The sequence below is a fragment of the Asticcacaulis sp. P2_C5 genome, from assembly GCF_056404555.1.
This window is the reverse complement of the sequence record NZ_JBFUDU010000003.1, coordinates 390451-405361: the sequence shown is the minus strand read 5'-3', so window position 1 is coordinate 405361 and position 14911 is coordinate 390451. Positions and strand designations below refer to the sequence as shown.

The following is a 14911-nucleotide window of genomic DNA, read 5'->3' as shown; positions in this document are numbered from 1 at the left end:
AGGCGGATTTCAGATCGGCTGTGAGCAATGGCTTCATTATAAATACGCCGGCAATACCGACAGCAACATAACGACAAAGACCCTAACGTGGATGCTGTTTTTAACGCTATCCCAAAAGGGGCATTTTGCCATGAGCACGACCGACGCCATTACCCTGCTGAAAGACGATCACAAGCTGGTCAAGGGCCTGTTCGACCAGTTCGAAAAGTCCGACTCCAAGGCCGAAAAGGCCAAGCTGGTCGCCAAGGCGATCACCGAGCTGAAGATCCATGCCACGATCGAGGAAGAAATCTTCTATCCCATCGTACGCAAAGCCTTCAAAAAGGCCTTGGGCAAGACCGAAGCCACCGACATGATGAACGAGGCCGACGAAGAACACCACGTCGCCAAGCTGTTGATCGCCGAGCTGGAAACCATGAAGGCGTCGGACGATCACTGGGAAGGCAAGTTCACCGTCCTGGCCGAGAACATCGAGCATCACGTCAAGGAAGAAGAGACCGAGATGTTTGTCGAAGCGCGCAAGCTCGACCTCGACTTCAAGGCAATCGGCGCCGACATGCTGGCCCGCAAGGAAGAATTGAAGGCGGCCGGCGTTCCGACCTTTGCCGAAGAAACCCTGATTACCAAGGGCGGCGTCGCCGATTCGCCTGCCGAGGCCGCCAAAGCCCACGCTTGATCTAAAGACAGCCGTGACGATCCGAGCCCTGCTCTATAACGCCGCCGGCCACGACGAAGAGATCGTCGTGGCCGATGCGGCGACAAAGACGCTCGGCAAGGATCAGTTGTTGTGGATCGACGGGCCGATCGAAGAATTGCGGGCGCTCAAACAGCTACCCAGGGACATCAAGACGGCCTTGTCCGAGGATCTGGGCGCCAGCAGCCTCGAAATCATGGGCCCCGTCTACCGATTTACTGTCCCTCTTTTGCCTGAGCGCGCCAATGGCCGGTCACGGCTACTGGGCGTCGTCGTCGGCAAAACCTGGCTCGTGACGCTAAGCGATCCACGGCCAGCCTTTATGGATCGCTTTATTGAGACCGATCGTGGCGAGACATTGAATGGCCGCATGACGCCTTCGGCCCTGGCGGTTGCGTTGCTGTCTGAACTGCTCGACAGCTACCGCACGGAGTTGTCGCAGATCGACAAGGCGATCGACAAGCTGGACGACGAGATCATGACCGCGCGCGAGAAGAAGGCGCCGTTACAGACCCTGGCGGTGCTGCGGCGTCAGGTGTCTACCCTGCGCCTGACCCTGGATGTGACCGGGGACACGGTCCACGCCCTGACGCGGCCGGACTTCTTTACCCATATCAATGCGTCGGATCACAGCTTTTTCGAAGGCCTGGCTCGCGCGCATGAACGGCTCAAGGACGGCGTGGCGCAAGCGCGCGAAACCATTATCGGCAGTTTCGACCTGTACACAACGCGGGTGGCGCAGGAGACCAACCAATTGGTCAGGGCCTTGACCATCGTCACTGTGGTAACAGGGGTCATCGGCGCGACCGCCAGCATATTCGGCATGAATTTCGAAACGCCGTTCATGCATTCCGGAGTCCAGGGTTTCGTTTACGTTACAATTGCCATGTTCGTTTTCACGGCCGGCATCATAGCCGTGGCGATCTGGCGCAAGTGGTTTTGACGTTTATTCCCCTTGCCAGTAGTCCTTCGGCGTGCGGCTTTCGAAACGAATATGATCGAACTGCGCCGTGACGGTTTCCCCCAACGGCGACTGTGCCTCGAAACCAGCCATCAGGGGCGACGGCGACGTGAAAACGAAGTCGCGGGCGATCGTCCAACGGGCGCCGTCCAGCGAAGTATAGAGGCAGAACATGTCGCCAGCACGGGTGATCTTCAGCCAGATCGCGGTCTCGCCGGGCTTGAGAAAGACGTGGTAGGCGTCGTCACCGGTTGTCTTGACGACGGTCGAAGTGACGCCTTCCATGCCCGGTTGCGAGCGCTCCACCAGGAACTTGGCCCAATGGCCGTCGTCGGCATAGAGCATCAAGGCGGCGCCGTCGAAGGTGTTCTGGAACGGAATGTCGACCCTGGCGGCGAAGATGAAATCGCCGGTGACGGGGAACAAGACCAGAGGCGCCGTGACGCTCGGCGGGCTCCCGTCCGCCGGGACATAGAAGTCGCTGCCCTTCGATGCGGTCAGGCTCAGGCTTTCCGGAGGCTTGGCGAGAATCGTGTGGGCCGGTTCCGCGGCGACGCTTGATGCCATAACGGCGATGAACAGCGGGATTAGAATTTTCGCAAACGTCACGTCAGCTCCAATGTGATGGCACGAGCGTGCCCCAGGCTAGGGAAAACCTGGGGCACGTCTCACCATACCCAGGCCGGAGGGCCGGGTCGGGTTACCCGGTATCAGAAATCAAAGCCGAGGCGAACCCCCAGGGTGCGCGGAGCGTCGTAGCTGGCGCGGATATGGCCCTGGTCGAGCGACTGGAAGTTCTTGGTCGCTTCGTTGGTCAGGTTCTCGCCGTAGATCTCGACATAGTATTTTGCCGACGGCGGGGTGATGCGGATATTGGCGTCGAATTTGGCATAATCGTCCTGCTTCTGCGCCAGGTGATCGCCGTTAAAGTTGGCGACGTCGAGCCACATCCGGCTCTGCCAGTGCATCAGGATATAGGGTTCGATCTCCAGTCCATTACCGAGCGTGATATCATGCTGATAATGGACGCTGAGCGACCATTCCGGGGCGAAGGGCAGTTGGTGGCCCTTGATGCTGACCTGCTCGTCGGGCGCGCCGCATTCCGGTTGCCCGAAGATGGTCCGTTCGGCGCAGGCATATTCGTCGATCAGCGTGCCTTCGATAACCTCGGTGTGCAGCCATGAGATATAGCCGCCGAGCTGGCCGTGGGCCCACGGCTTGGCGTCGAATTCCAGCTCGACACCTTCGATACGGGCCAGCGGCAGGTTGTCGGTCGTCCAGGCGGTGACGGCGCGGCCCTGCGACGGGCTGGTCGGGTTGGTGTCGATGCCGATCACCTTGTCGCCGGTGTTCTGCATGTCGTGATAGTCGCTCAGGAAAGCGGTCGCCGACAGTTGCAGGCGGTTGTCGAACAGCTTGCCCTTATAGCCGGCCTCGTAATTGGTGACGTGTTCGGGGCCATATTCGAGGATCTGGATACAGCCATTGTTGCAGAAGTCGGCCGCTTCGTACATGCCGCCCATCTTGTAGCCGGTGGCGATCGATCCGTAGAACATGTGCCTGGACGACGGATTGTATTCGACGCCCAGCCGATAGGTGCCCTGGTTCCAGCTCTTGTCGGCGTCGGTAATATAGGTCAGCGGGTTGGCGTCGCTGCCCAGCGGCGCATTGCGGCCCATATCCCATTCCAGGTCGCTGGACTGGTGGGCGCGGACTTCGGTGGCCGAATAGTGGCCGTTGTACCAGGCGTCGCTGGGTGTCCAGTCGCCGTATTCGTAGCCATTGTGGTCGCCCTTCTTGTCCCACGAATAACGCCCGCCGGCCGTCAGGGTCAGGGTGTCGGTCAGCTTGTAATCGAACTGGCCGAACAGCGCCTTCGATTCGGTCGTGCGGTCGCGCTGGTCGTAGACGACGCCGAACGGCAGGCCGTCGATCAGCGAATCCGAGTCGGCATCGTAGGTCTTGTTCTCGATGAAATCCTGGCTGTAAAGGATCTGCTTGTGCTCATAGAGATAGAAGGCGCCAACGACATAGTTGAGGCGGTGATCGCCGCTCGACTTGAGCTGGATCTCGTGCGTCATCGAACGGTAGTTGCTGCTCTGGGTGGCGCTGGTATTGTCCTGGACCGGATAATAGAGGGTGGCTGCCTGTTCCGGCGTCTGGGGCTCGCCGATCGATGACCATTCGGCGGGCGCATAGAAACCGCCGTCGTCGTCGGTCAACTGGTGGCGGCGCTCGTCCTCAAAGCCGCCACGATATTCGAGCACCATGTCGTCATTGATATTGTAGGCCGCCTTGAACTGATAATCGTCCAGCGTCATGCGGACAAAGCCCGGGACATTGATCTTCAGGTAGCGCAGCGGATGGTCGCAGGCGGCGGCCGTACCGACAGCCGAATCGCAGTCGACATAGTTATGTTCGCCTGCGCCGTTGTCGGCAAAGCGCGACACCGTTGCGGTCAGTTCCAGATTGTCCGTGGGACGCCAGCGAGCGATCAGGCGGGCCGCCCACTCGTCGGCATTGTTGTATTCGTCCTTCGCCGAGACCGGATGGTTGTAGCGCTGGTCGACATCAGGGATGCCATCCAGCGCAATGCCGTTGGCGGGTGAGGCGATATCGGTAAAATCCTGGACCTGGCTGCCATAGCCGTCGTGTTGGTTCATCGTGTAGGTGGCGCGGACGGCGAAGGTATCGTTGAAACCGAAATTGTACATGGCGTGGACGGCACGGCCGTTGAAGCTGCCGAGGCCAGCATCGACCTTGCCGAAATACTGCGAGAATTTCGGCTTGGCGGGGATGACGTTGATGACACCGCCGGGCGAGTTCATACCGAACAGGGTGCCCTGCGGTCCGCGCAGAACCTCGACGCGCTCGACGTCATACATCAGGGCCAGAGCGCCTTGTGGCCGGGGAGAATAGAAGCCGTCCTGGTGCACCGACACCGCCGCTTCGGCGACTTCGGTGGTATCGGTCGAGGTAACGCCGCGCAGGCTGATCGCCGTGCTGGAATCGCCATTGGCGCCCATCTGCAGGTTGGGCACGGACGTCGCCAGGCCGCGGACATCGTCGATTCCCTGCTTGTCGAGGGCGTCCTGGGTCAGGGCCGACACGGCGAGCGGCGTCTTCAGCAGCTTGGTTTCACGTTTCGAGGCGGTGACGACGACTTCGGTGATGCCGGTGTCGGTGGTGGTCGCTGTGGTCGTCGCCGTGTCCTGGGCGAAGGCCGGCGCGGCCATCAGGCCCAGAGCGGTTGTGATCATCAGCAAGGCGCGCGTGCGGCCTAAATTGTGTCGTGTCATGGAAGTGCCCTCTTTCTCGCCGCGTTTCGCAGCCCCGTTTTGAGAGCAATTTGTCGCAAGGTTACGGGCTTGTCAATATATACTTCCAACGGATGTATTTATTATATCGAAAAGGATCTAACCGCAGATTTCGCCGATTGACGCAGATTTTTTCGGAGCTTGTCCTGCTGCTGAAAATGAAGTCGGCGTGTCAAAGCGCTTCGCGCAATGGCTTCAGTTTGGCGCGTTCAGAGTCGGAGATATTCTGAAAAATCTGCGTCAATCTGCGAAATCTGCGGTTCAAAATTCTTAAATTCCAAACCGCCGAACGGTTTTTTCGCGCGGGGTTTCGGGCTCCTCTGCCCGGCCCTGAGTCAGGACCTCCATGCGCGGCGTCAGCTTTTCGTAGATCGGCAGGACAGCCGCCCCCAGCAGCGCGCTGTCGCCAGCCTGGGCCGAGATGACGACACGGCCGGATTCGCGCGCCCCGCCGCTGCGCACCGAATGCAGCCACGGCTGGGCGTGGTCCATCAGGGCCTGCCACAGGGCCGGCGGTGCGGCGCCGCCCAGCACAATGGTTTCCGGGTCGAGCATGTTTTCGACCGTGCAGACCGCCTGGCGCAGATAGGGTGCGACCGAGCGGCACCAGTCGTGGATGGCCGGATCGTTTTCGTTGAGGCGGCGCGTGATGTCGTCGGACGACAAAAGGGCGCCCTGCCCGACCACGGTTTCCGACAGGGCATGCAGCGACAGATAGGTCTCCAGGCAACCCCGGTTGCCGCAACTGCAGGCACGGCCATCGCGTTCGACCGGAATATGGCCGATTTCGGTGGCATTGCCATTCGCCCCGGCGTAGGCGGCGCGATCGATCATCAGGGCGCCGCCCAGCCCCGCGCCCATATAGAGGTAGAAGAACCGGTTGATGTCGCGCGTCGCGCCGAACAGGGATTCGCCGACCGCGCCGGCAACGCTGTCGACATTATAAAAGACCGGCAGGTTGACGGCCTCTTCCAGGGCGGTGAAGATTTCCAGCCCACGCCATTTTTCGAAGACGGTCGGCCCCTTGAAGCTGAGGTCCGGCGCATCGAACGGGCCCGGCATGGCGACCCCCACGCCCCAGATGCGATCGGGATGGCGTCCCTGCTCGCGCAAGGCCTCGACCTGCTTGATCATCGCTACCAGGGCGGTTGTCGGGTCGCGCAGGTCGACACTGACCTCGCGACGGTCGCGCATTTCGCCGATCAGATTGACCCGCGCCGAAGCGATGTGGTTCAGCTCCAGGCTGATCCCGATGGCGTCGCCGCCGTCCGGATTGAGCTCGAACGACATCGGCGGCTGGCCGCGCAACCCGTCGCCCTTTTGCCGTTTCGAGACGATCAGGTTGAGGTCTTCGAGGTCCTGGGTGATGTTGGCGATGGTCTGCGGGCTTAGACCAACCTTGTCGATAATGTCCTTGCGCGAGGCCGTGACCTGCCGGCGGATAACGTCCAGCACGATGCGACGGTTGAACGGAGCGCTGGATTGCTGGGTCGTGCCGCGGCTAACCATGTTAGGGCTCCGTCTCCTGTTTCGCCGGCTTTTGTGGTGTCGGTCGGATAGGACCAATTATTCCCCAGAGGACGAGATCATGGCAAGGTTTATGTGGCATCACGGCAACAAATATTAAACACACTCGTTGGATTTAATAATTGACAGGCCGTCGATCTGTGACATAGCCTGTCGATGGAACGGCGCCTCCGCCCTTTCCCAATAGGTATGGCCCAACGAGCCTGATAATGAACTTCAGACCTGAAATACCTTTGCGCGCTGCGCCTGCCGTGACAATCCTCGGCGATAGCGGGATCGACCTGGTCATGGGTCCCCTGGACCAATGGCCCCAGCCGGGAACCGAGACCCTGATGCCGCGCAGCGACATGCGCGCCGGCGGATCGGCCGGTAATACCGCCCTGGCCCTGCGCCATCTCGGCGTGCCGGCGCGGCTCGTGTCGGCGATCGGCAACGACGCCTTGGGACAGTGGCTGAAAGACCAGTTCGGCGATATCGAGGCGGAGCTGAGCGTTTGCGCGGCGGCAACCAGCCTGTCGGTCGGATTGCTGCATGAGGGGGCTGAGCGCACCTTTTTCACCACCCGCGGCCATCTCGAGCTTCAGGATCAACCTGTGCTGCCACCGGCCCGTGACGGCGATATCCTGCTGCTGACGGGCGTGTTCCTGTTGCCGAGGTTGCGCCGGGACTACGGCCGGATTTTGCAACAGGGTCGCGACCTGGGCTATCGTATTGCGCTCGACACAGGTTGGCCGCCGGAGGGCTGGACAGACGCGGTGATCGCGGACGTGCGGTCATGGCTGGCCCTGGCCGATCACGTCCTGCTCAATGAGGTCGAGATCCTGCGCCTGGGCGAAAGCGACAATCTGACAACCGCCATGGCGCGGCTCAGTGGTGACTTGCTTCCCGGCGCGTCTCTGGTCGCCAAGGTCGGCCGCGACGGCGCCATCGGGACGCGTAACGGCGAGATCGCGCGCGCCGCGCCGCCGCCTGCCGCGGAGATTTTCGATACGGTCGGCGCCGGCGACGCCTTCAATGCCGGCTATCTCAATGCCTGCACCCAGGGTGCTGTACTGGGCGACGCCCTGACGGCGGGGTGCCGCACGGCGACACAGATCATCAGCCACTTCCCGCGCCGCCTCGACGGCGCCACGCCTGCGAAAGACATGTCATGGCAAACCGCGGGCTGATCGTCGCCTACATATTGTGCGTCTGGTTCGTGATTTCGTTCGTCACCAATATCATCGGGCCCCTGATGCCGGTGATCATCAGCGACTTTCACCTCAGCCTGACCCTGGCCGGAGTCCTGCCGTTTTCGTTTTTCCTCGCCTACGGCCTGGTGTCGATACCGGCCGGCGTGGTGATCGAGACGCGCGGACCAGGCTTCGCCCTGTTAAGCGCCTTCGGCATCAATCTGGTCGGCGCGCTGGGCTTTGCCCTGCATCCAACCTACCTGGCCGCCCTCGCCGCCCTGTTCATCATCGGCATCGGCATGGCGATGTTGCAGGTCGTTATCAATCCGCTGATGCGCAATGCCGGCGGGGAAGCGCATTTCGCCTTCTTTTCCGTCCTGGGACAACTGGTGTTCGGCCTGGCCTCCTATGTCAGCCCGATGGTCTTTTCGGCCATCATGACCGGCAACGCGCATCTGCCGCACGTCGCCCATGGCCCGGTCTGGGTTTTGCTGTACTGGCTGTTCGCCGCCCTTTTCGGCTTGAGTCTGCTGGCCACCCTTCCACTTAATCTGAAACATTTCGAACTGGCGGCCGACGAAAAGAGCGGCCCGCTGACCGTCTATGTCGAACTGCTGAGCGACAAATATGTACGGCTGTTTTTCATCGGCATCGCCGCCTATGTCGGCACCGAACAATCTCTGGCCAATTGGATGTCGCCATTTCTCGCCGCCTATCATCATGTCGATCCGACACGGACAGGCGCGCTTGAAGTCGGCAATTTCTGGGGGCTGATGTCGGTCGGCTGCCTGCTGGGCCTGGGCTTGCTGAAACTGCTCGATTCGAAGGTCGTGCTGCGCGGCGCCGTCGTGGCAGCCGCTGCCTGCCTGGCCCTGGCCCTGTTCGGGCCGGCACAGGTCAGCCTGATGGCCTTTCCGGCGTGCGGCTTTTGCTTGTCGGTCATGTTCTCGATCATCTTTTCGCTGGCGCTGAACTCGATCCCGAAACACCACGGCGCCCTGTCGGGCATACTGTGTTCCGGCATTCTGGGCGGCGCCGTCTTGCCTCTGATCGTGGGGGCCGTCAGTGAGCACAGTTCGTTGCGCATCGGCCTGCTGCTGGTCTTCATCCCTCTGGGCTTCATGCTGAGCCTCAGCTTCTGGGCGCGGCCGCTGGTCCGCAACGCCACCCTTTTCAACAAGGAAGTCCTATCATGAGCGATGCCCAAAACGCATCAAGACCGCGTCTGGTTTCGCTGGATGTGTTGCGTGGCCTGGCCGTGATCGGCATGATCCTGGCCAATGCCACCGATGGCGTGAAAGAGGGCCTGGGCGCCGAGGTCTTTCCGCAACTGCTGCATGAACGGTGGGACGGCCTGCATTTTGCCGATACGGTGTTTCCGGCCTTTCTGATGATGATGGGCGTATCGGTGCCGATGGCTCTGTCGCGTGTAAAAGCTGACGGGCTCAAGGCCGACCAGGGCATGAAGATCTTCTGGCGGGCGTTCCGGCTGTTTCTGCTTGGTTTCGTGCTGGCCAATCTCGACTGGTTCGCCGATTTCAGCGCCACGACCTGGCGGTTGTTCGGCGTTTTGCAGCGAACAGGCCTGGTCTATAGCGCCTGCGCCTTGCTCTATCTGACGTGCGGGCCGAAAACGCGCCTGGCGCTGATCGGTGGCCTGCTGCTGGCCTATTGGCCACTATGTTTGTTGCCACAACTGGGCGGCGGACCAACGGATATCTGGCAGCGCGGGCATAATTTTGTCGCCTCGTTCGATCGTGTCTGGCTGGGTGCCGGCGGGCACAACTACGTCCAGGGACCGGAAGGCTATGATCCGGAAGGCTTGCTGGGTACGATTCCAGCCATTGCCCACGGGCTGATCGGCGTGGCGATCGGCGAATACCTGCAAAAGACGCAGGGACGTCAGGCAGCTTCAAGGCTGGCCCTGGCCGGACTGGCCATGCTCACCGCCGGGATTGCCTGGGGCTTTGTCTTTCCAGTCGTCAAGGACATCTGGTCGAGCACCTTCGTGCTGGTGACCTGCGGTTTGACCACCATGCTGCTGGCCGGCCTGCACGCCTGGCTGGACGACGGCAAGACGCGTAGCCTATGGCTGCTCTTCCCCATGGCAATCGGGCTGAATGCCGTTACCGCCTATGTACTGGACGAACTGGGCGCCGGCATGCCGACCTGGGCGCTGTTCGCCCTGTCCTATCACGCCCTGAAGCCGTATATCCATGAACCCATCGCGGCCCTGACGCCGGTCCTGCTGTTTATCGGCTGCGTCTGGCTGGCCTGCGAAGCCCTGCGGCGCAAGGGCTGGATCATCAAGATCTGACGGCGCTTACAGCGAAAGCTTCAACTCAACCCATATCGGATCGCCAGCCGCAACATCAGGGCCGTACTTCAGCTTGAAGATCGAGCCTGAGGCGGTGAAGGCGGCGCGTTCATGGTCTGTCGCGCCGTCGCCACGCACAACCCGGTGGCGCGTCATGGCGAGAAGGCGATCGTAGAGCTTGGGAAAGGGCATTTTCCATCCCTCCGTCGCATTAACCGTCTTCTGTTCGCGCGCCGTAGCTTCGACAAGCGGGATCATGACGCTCAACGCCTTGTGGGTCATCAGTTCCAGTCCTTCGGCCTTCAGGGTCGCATTATGGCTGGCATGGTGCCCGACCTTATAGAAAACAACATTGGGCAGGATATCCCGGATCGTCAGCTGCGGTGGATTTTCGCCGTCATGGGCCGGATAGGTCTGGCGCCCCCACGACAGCCAGTTGCCGACCTGGGCGTCGCCGGGAAAGAGCAGCATGCGCTTTTCGGGCAGTTCAAGCGCCAGGGCCAATGACGTATTGTTGACGTCGCCGTCTATCTTCAGCGCCAGGCTCTCGGCACTGTCGAGCCATTCTGTCTCGATCCGCCGGTCCTTCAGCTTTTCATTCTCATAAAGGGCCACCACGGCATCATCGGCGATACGGTGGTCGGCACCATCGTAGCGACGCCAGTGACCGCGCGCGAACGGCTGTTCGTACTTGCGCGCCTTGGCCGCCACCTCTTCGTCGTCGCTGTAGAGATCCGCCAGGCCGGCCATGGTCTCAACCTCCTCCGGCCGGGTGAGATAGGTCGGCTCGACCAGATAGGTTTCGTTGTCGTCCTTTTTGCTGGGATCAAGCCGGCGCAGTAGAGTGTCGTCGCGCGGCGGGCCCAGGACATAGGCGCGAAAGGCGTCGTCCAGGCCCCATTTCACCGCCTGGCCGGGCTTAAGGTAGCTGACATTTTCGGCGCCGGCCCGAACCTTCAGCCAGTCGAGTATGTCCCGGCAACTGGAATTGCCGCGCAGTCGGTCGGGCGCCTCGCCGTCGAGACGGCTGGCGGCCATGCCCAGCGCCCGGGGCGGCTTAACGTCGCCATAGAACTGCAGCAGGTCGCGAACCGTCTGCAGGCCGGGGTTGGCGTTAAGCGCACTGGATTGTGTCAGGGCTGTCAGCGCCTGCACAGCCTTGTCCTTCTTCGTCCGGTAGCCATTGGCGAATTCGTCGGCATAGTCTTCGGTCCACGCCATCCATAGCTTTTTGATCTTCAGCTCGGCAAAGGCGTCATTGGCCAGGATGAAGCCCGACAGGTGGTCGTAATGTTCGTGCGTTGCGACGACCAGGTCGAGCACGCCACCGGTATCGTGCATCAGGTCTTCGACGCCGGCGATGATGCGCGACTTGCCGGTAGCCGTGGACGGCTTGTCTTCGGCCCTTCCGATACATTGCAGCACGCCGCAATCGATCAACATACGAAAAGCGCGTGTGCCGTCGGTGTGGCTGACGAGGAAAAAATCGCCCAGGAGGCCGCGATACATGCGGATAGTGACGGCGGCGGCAGAAGCTTTGGTCGGCATGTCGTCCTCACTGCCCTCTGTGGGTCATGGCAAAGGGCTCCCCGTGGGCGCCCGGCGTGTAGGTGAAGCCAAATCCATCCGGCGTGCCCATGTGCTCGCCCTGCTGGCGCAGACGGACATCGTCGTCGATGCGCTTGCGAATGACGTAGCGCAGCTTGTTTTCCCGCAGATCGATAATCAGCGTCGCGCCACCGCGGAATACAAAGTCGTTGGGATGGGTTTGCGGGTCATAGAGTTCGGCGCCGCTGTCGATGCGCGCCTGCTGGTCGGTGTCGAAATATCCGCGACGTTTCTGCGTGACCTCGACGACGAGTTGGCGGACATCCTGGCCATCCGGGCCCGCGCGACGCGTTGTACGTACGCTGTGTACCTCGACCGCCGGTCCGGTCGCGCCGTCGGCAATACTGTACAAAGGTCTGTCCGGTCGGCGCTTGAAATAAAGGCCAAGACATTCTTCCCACGCCTGGTCCGACCCCGTGCGACCGACGACGTGCCCCGTGCCGACAATACGGAGAATGTCTGCGACCAGCGCTTCGCCGCCCGGCAGGGCCTGCAGCAGGGCCTGCAAGCCGGCGAGGTCGACTTCGCTGTCGCTGTCGGGTCCTGCAACAGTGAAGATTTCCGCCGTCTGACCGGAGATCCGGCCCGCTGCTTGCCAATGAGTCCACAAGCGCTGTTTCAACGCCAGGGTCTTGGCCGTGCTTTCCCGGCCTCGGATGAAGACGCGCAGGTCGGGCAACAGCAGCCAGCTCCATACCTTGCCGCGGTTCTTTTCCGACACGCGAATAATGTCGTTACGGTCATAATGCGGCGTCAGGTCGAGCTGCAGGTCGCTGATATCCCTGACGTCGATAATCGCCCTCCCCAGAATCTGTTCGGCATTGTCCCACAACAAATTGTCTGGCGAAATCGACAGGCAGTTGTCGGGCAGTATGCCGCGCCGGCGAAAGGCTTCAACAAAGGCCAGGCGGTAGTTGAGGCGGTCGTCAGGGATCAGGTCAGTATCGGCCGTCACAACGGCGCGCAGGAACTCGCCGAAGCGCGGGTCAACCGGCGGCATGTAGTCGAGAGCGCGAATACACATCCGCAGCACGTGATCGGCCGCCTTGGAAGCCTCCCTGGCCAATCGCGCCGTCAGGTCGGGATGCAACGCCTGGCCGCTGCCGGGCCGCACACCGCCGATGCGCAACAGATCCGCTGTACGCCTGCGATAGATGGTAAGGAAGGCATCGAATACGCCAGCCACCAATATGGCGCCGCGGTCGTGCGGTTCCGTCGTGCGGTCGAGCAGGGTCGGATCCGGCGCCTTGTCGATATACTGGCGCAACGACGTCCGCCCACTGATCGCCGAGGCGAATTGGCTGGCCAGGCCGCTTAACAGGCTTTCCTGGTTTAGTGAACCGCCCAGAGCCTCGATCTGGTCATACACCGCTTCGTACAGGGTGAAGTGCGAGAACAGGGCGACGATATCGGCAAAGGCTTCGTGAAACGCCAGGCTGTCCGGGCTTGTCGATTCGCTGTAGCGCCGATGAATACCGTCCAATATGGCGTGGGTCGTTTCGTGGGCAATGATATCGTGCGACAGGGCGGTAAAAATCCAACTGGCGCCGGCAGCCGCATTGGCGGCGCGGAAATAACCGAACAGAAGCGCGTGCTTGTCCTTTGAATAATAGGCATTGGCCTCGCGCAAAGCATGGGGGTAGATTCTCAGCTTCTTGGCTGGCTCATATTTTTCCAATTCTGGATTCCAGCACGGCGCCCAGATTACCTTGCGGCCCAGCGCCCGCTCGAACAGGCGCACGGTCTTCATCGCCACGGCAAAAATCATCTGCTGGTGAAACTGCGGGTTGCCCTCGGACGGCGACAGGCCGTCCTGGGCCAGCAGATGCGGATGGTTGAGATCGACCGCTTCGTAGAACTGGCCGCTGGGTGGATCGACATCGATCACTTCGAAATAGTCGTTGACCGGCCCGGCGGTCAGCGGCTCCTCCCACGGTTCCTCCCACGGCAGGGCAATCATGGCATGAGCGTACTTGACCGACTTCAGATCGATTGCCGCCTGGGGATCGAATGCATAGACGCGCAGGCGTCGGACAGCAGGAGGGGCATAGTCGATGGCCATGGCGGATGCTCCCGTTAAACCGGATATTTTGACGCCGGCAGCGGCACGGGCAGGCCCGGCAGATAGGAGCGCGTGGCACAGTCGGCGAGATAATAGCCGTGGCGCACCAGCCGGTTGAACGCCTTTTCGCCTAGCGACCACAGCCTGACATCCTCGTCCTGGGCGGCCTCCACCTCGGTCGAGCTTAAGGGCGGCAGGTCGGGCTTGTTCTCATAATCAGTGCTGTCGTTACGCAGCGGCCAGTAGGCCACGGAGCGTACCTTGCGCTTGGCCATCTCCATCAGATGGCGAACACGATTGTTCTCGGCCTGGCGATGAATCATGCCGATGACGCGCTGAATATCCCACTTTGTCGAATGAACGCTTTCCTTCATCGGGTCGCCGGCATTGGACACCAGCAGTCTGCCGTAACGCTTCCAGATCGGCTCCAGGCCCATATTGTCATAAATGCCGCCATCACATAGCAGGGCGCGCTTGATGAAATCGCCTCCGTTGCGGTCGGCGCCCTTAACGGCCTTCACGGTATATTCCGACAGATCCAGGGTCAGGGGGCAGAAGAAGGGTGGAAAGGCCGATGATGCTGCGACAATATCCGCCAGCCGGAATCTTGGTGCGTCGATCATGCCGACGCGATAGTCGGCGGCATAGGCCTTCGAAAATCGCCACATCGAATTGAGTTCGTAATTGGTGGACAGGAAGACGAAACGCGGCGCCGAAGCCTCGTCCGGCAGATCCTGAAGGGTCATATCGCCGACCAGATGTTTCCGGTAGCCACCCGAGACCTTCTCAGCGGCTGTGTGGAAAGGGTCCAGTATGCCACCGACACCGGCATAGATGTCCAGATTGATCTCGGTCAGGAAATCCTTCAGTGGCTGGACAACCTCTTCGTGGAAATTCTCAGCCACATGGTTGGCGTCGAAATCCAGTTTACCCCAGCGCGACGCCAGCAGACCGGCGGCAATCGATCCACCCGACACACTGGCAATGCGCTTGATTTTCGGTAGCAACCCCAGTTCGTTAAGGCGCACAAAGCCGCCGAGATGGTAGGCCGCCGCCTTGTAACCGCCGCCCGACACGCAATAGCCCATGCCGTCCGGGTCGAATTTTTCGGAGTCGAGTGGGTCGTGCGACAGCGCCTCGACGGTATGAAATTGCGCTTCGGTTTCAGCCATGACGGGCTCCCCTTATGTTTGAGGCAAATCTATCTCATCAGGCGTATTTCGCAACCCTTACATGAAAAATTCATCATTGCG

11 protein-coding genes are annotated in these 14911 nt (G+C 61.0%); 5 read left to right on the top strand and 6 right to left on the bottom strand.

Translation table 11 applies throughout. The features are described from left to right. Positions 1–130 precede the first annotated feature (130 nt). Complete coding sequence (locus tag AC1DXO_RS07745) at positions 131–676, top strand: hemerythrin domain-containing protein (RefSeq protein WP_476977543.1); 546 nt, start codon at positions 131–133, stop codon at positions 674–676. A 13-nt stretch (positions 677–689) separates the two neighbouring features. Further along, a complete protein-coding gene (locus AC1DXO_RS07740) occupies positions 690–1637 on the top strand; it encodes a magnesium transporter CorA family protein (RefSeq protein WP_476977542.1) in 948 nt (315 codons plus the stop codon). A 3-nt stretch (positions 1638–1640) separates the two neighbouring features. On the opposite strand, the gene AC1DXO_RS07735 is transcribed toward AC1DXO_RS07740, so the two are convergent. The 3 genes from AC1DXO_RS07735 to AC1DXO_RS07725 all read right to left on the bottom strand — a co-directional run bounded on the left by AC1DXO_RS07735 (position 1641) and on the right by AC1DXO_RS07725 (position 6481). Then, positions 1641–2264 carry a DUF1349 domain-containing protein gene (locus AC1DXO_RS07735; protein WP_476977541.1) on the bottom strand — a complete coding sequence of 208 codons (624 nt, stop codon included), beginning with the start codon at positions 2262–2264 and terminating at the stop codon, positions 1641–1643. A gap of 101 nt (positions 2265–2365) precedes the next feature. Further along, positions 2366–4954 (bottom strand): TonB-dependent receptor, encoded by a 2589-nt coding sequence (locus AC1DXO_RS07730; RefSeq protein WP_476977540.1) that lies wholly within the window; start codon positions 4952–4954, stop codon positions 2366–2368. Positions 4955–5242: 288 nt separating this feature from the next. Further along, on the bottom strand, positions 5243–6481 hold the full coding sequence (locus AC1DXO_RS07725) for an ROK family transcriptional regulator (protein ID WP_476977539.1): 1239 nt from the start codon (positions 6479–6481) through the stop codon (positions 5243–5245). A 227-nt stretch (positions 6482–6708) separates the two neighbouring features. On the opposite strand from AC1DXO_RS07725, the gene AC1DXO_RS07720 reads away from it, so the two are divergent. The 3 genes from AC1DXO_RS07720 to AC1DXO_RS07710 are packed head-to-tail and all read left to right on the top strand — an operon-like array spanning position 6709 to position 9988. Then, a complete protein-coding gene (locus tag AC1DXO_RS07720; RefSeq protein ID WP_476977538.1) occupies positions 6709–7668 on the top strand; it encodes a carbohydrate kinase family protein in 960 nt (319 codons plus the stop codon). Further along, on the top strand, positions 7650–8867 hold the full coding sequence (locus AC1DXO_RS07715; RefSeq protein WP_476977537.1) for an MFS transporter: 1218 nt from the start codon (positions 7650–7652) through the stop codon (positions 8865–8867). The genes AC1DXO_RS07720 and AC1DXO_RS07715 overlap by 19 nt, the downstream gene beginning before the upstream one ends. Next, positions 8864–9988 carry an acyltransferase family protein gene (locus tag AC1DXO_RS07710; protein WP_476977536.1) on the top strand — a complete coding sequence of 375 codons (1125 nt, stop codon included), beginning with the start codon at positions 8864–8866 and terminating at the stop codon, positions 9986–9988. The genes AC1DXO_RS07715 and AC1DXO_RS07710 overlap by 4 nt, the downstream gene beginning before the upstream one ends. Positions 9989–9994: 6 nt before the next feature. On the opposite strand, the gene AC1DXO_RS07705 is transcribed toward AC1DXO_RS07710, so the two are convergent. The 3 genes from AC1DXO_RS07705 to AC1DXO_RS07695 are packed head-to-tail and all read right to left on the bottom strand — an operon-like array spanning position 9995 to position 14830. After that, positions 9995–11536, bottom strand: coding sequence for a ComEC/Rec2 family competence protein (locus AC1DXO_RS07705; RefSeq protein WP_476977535.1), 1542 nt, complete (start codon positions 11534–11536; stop codon positions 9995–9997). A 7-nt stretch (positions 11537–11543) separates the two neighbouring features. After that, positions 11544–13658 (bottom strand): hypothetical protein, encoded by a 2115-nt coding sequence (locus AC1DXO_RS07700; protein WP_476977534.1) that lies wholly within the window; start codon positions 13656–13658, stop codon positions 11544–11546. 14 nt (positions 13659–13672) lie between these two features. After that, positions 13673–14830: a patatin-like phospholipase family protein gene (locus AC1DXO_RS07695; protein WP_476977533.1), complete on the bottom strand. Its 1158-nt coding sequence runs from the start codon at positions 14828–14830 to the stop codon at positions 13673–13675. Between the last annotated feature and the right edge of the window lie 81 nt (positions 14831–14911).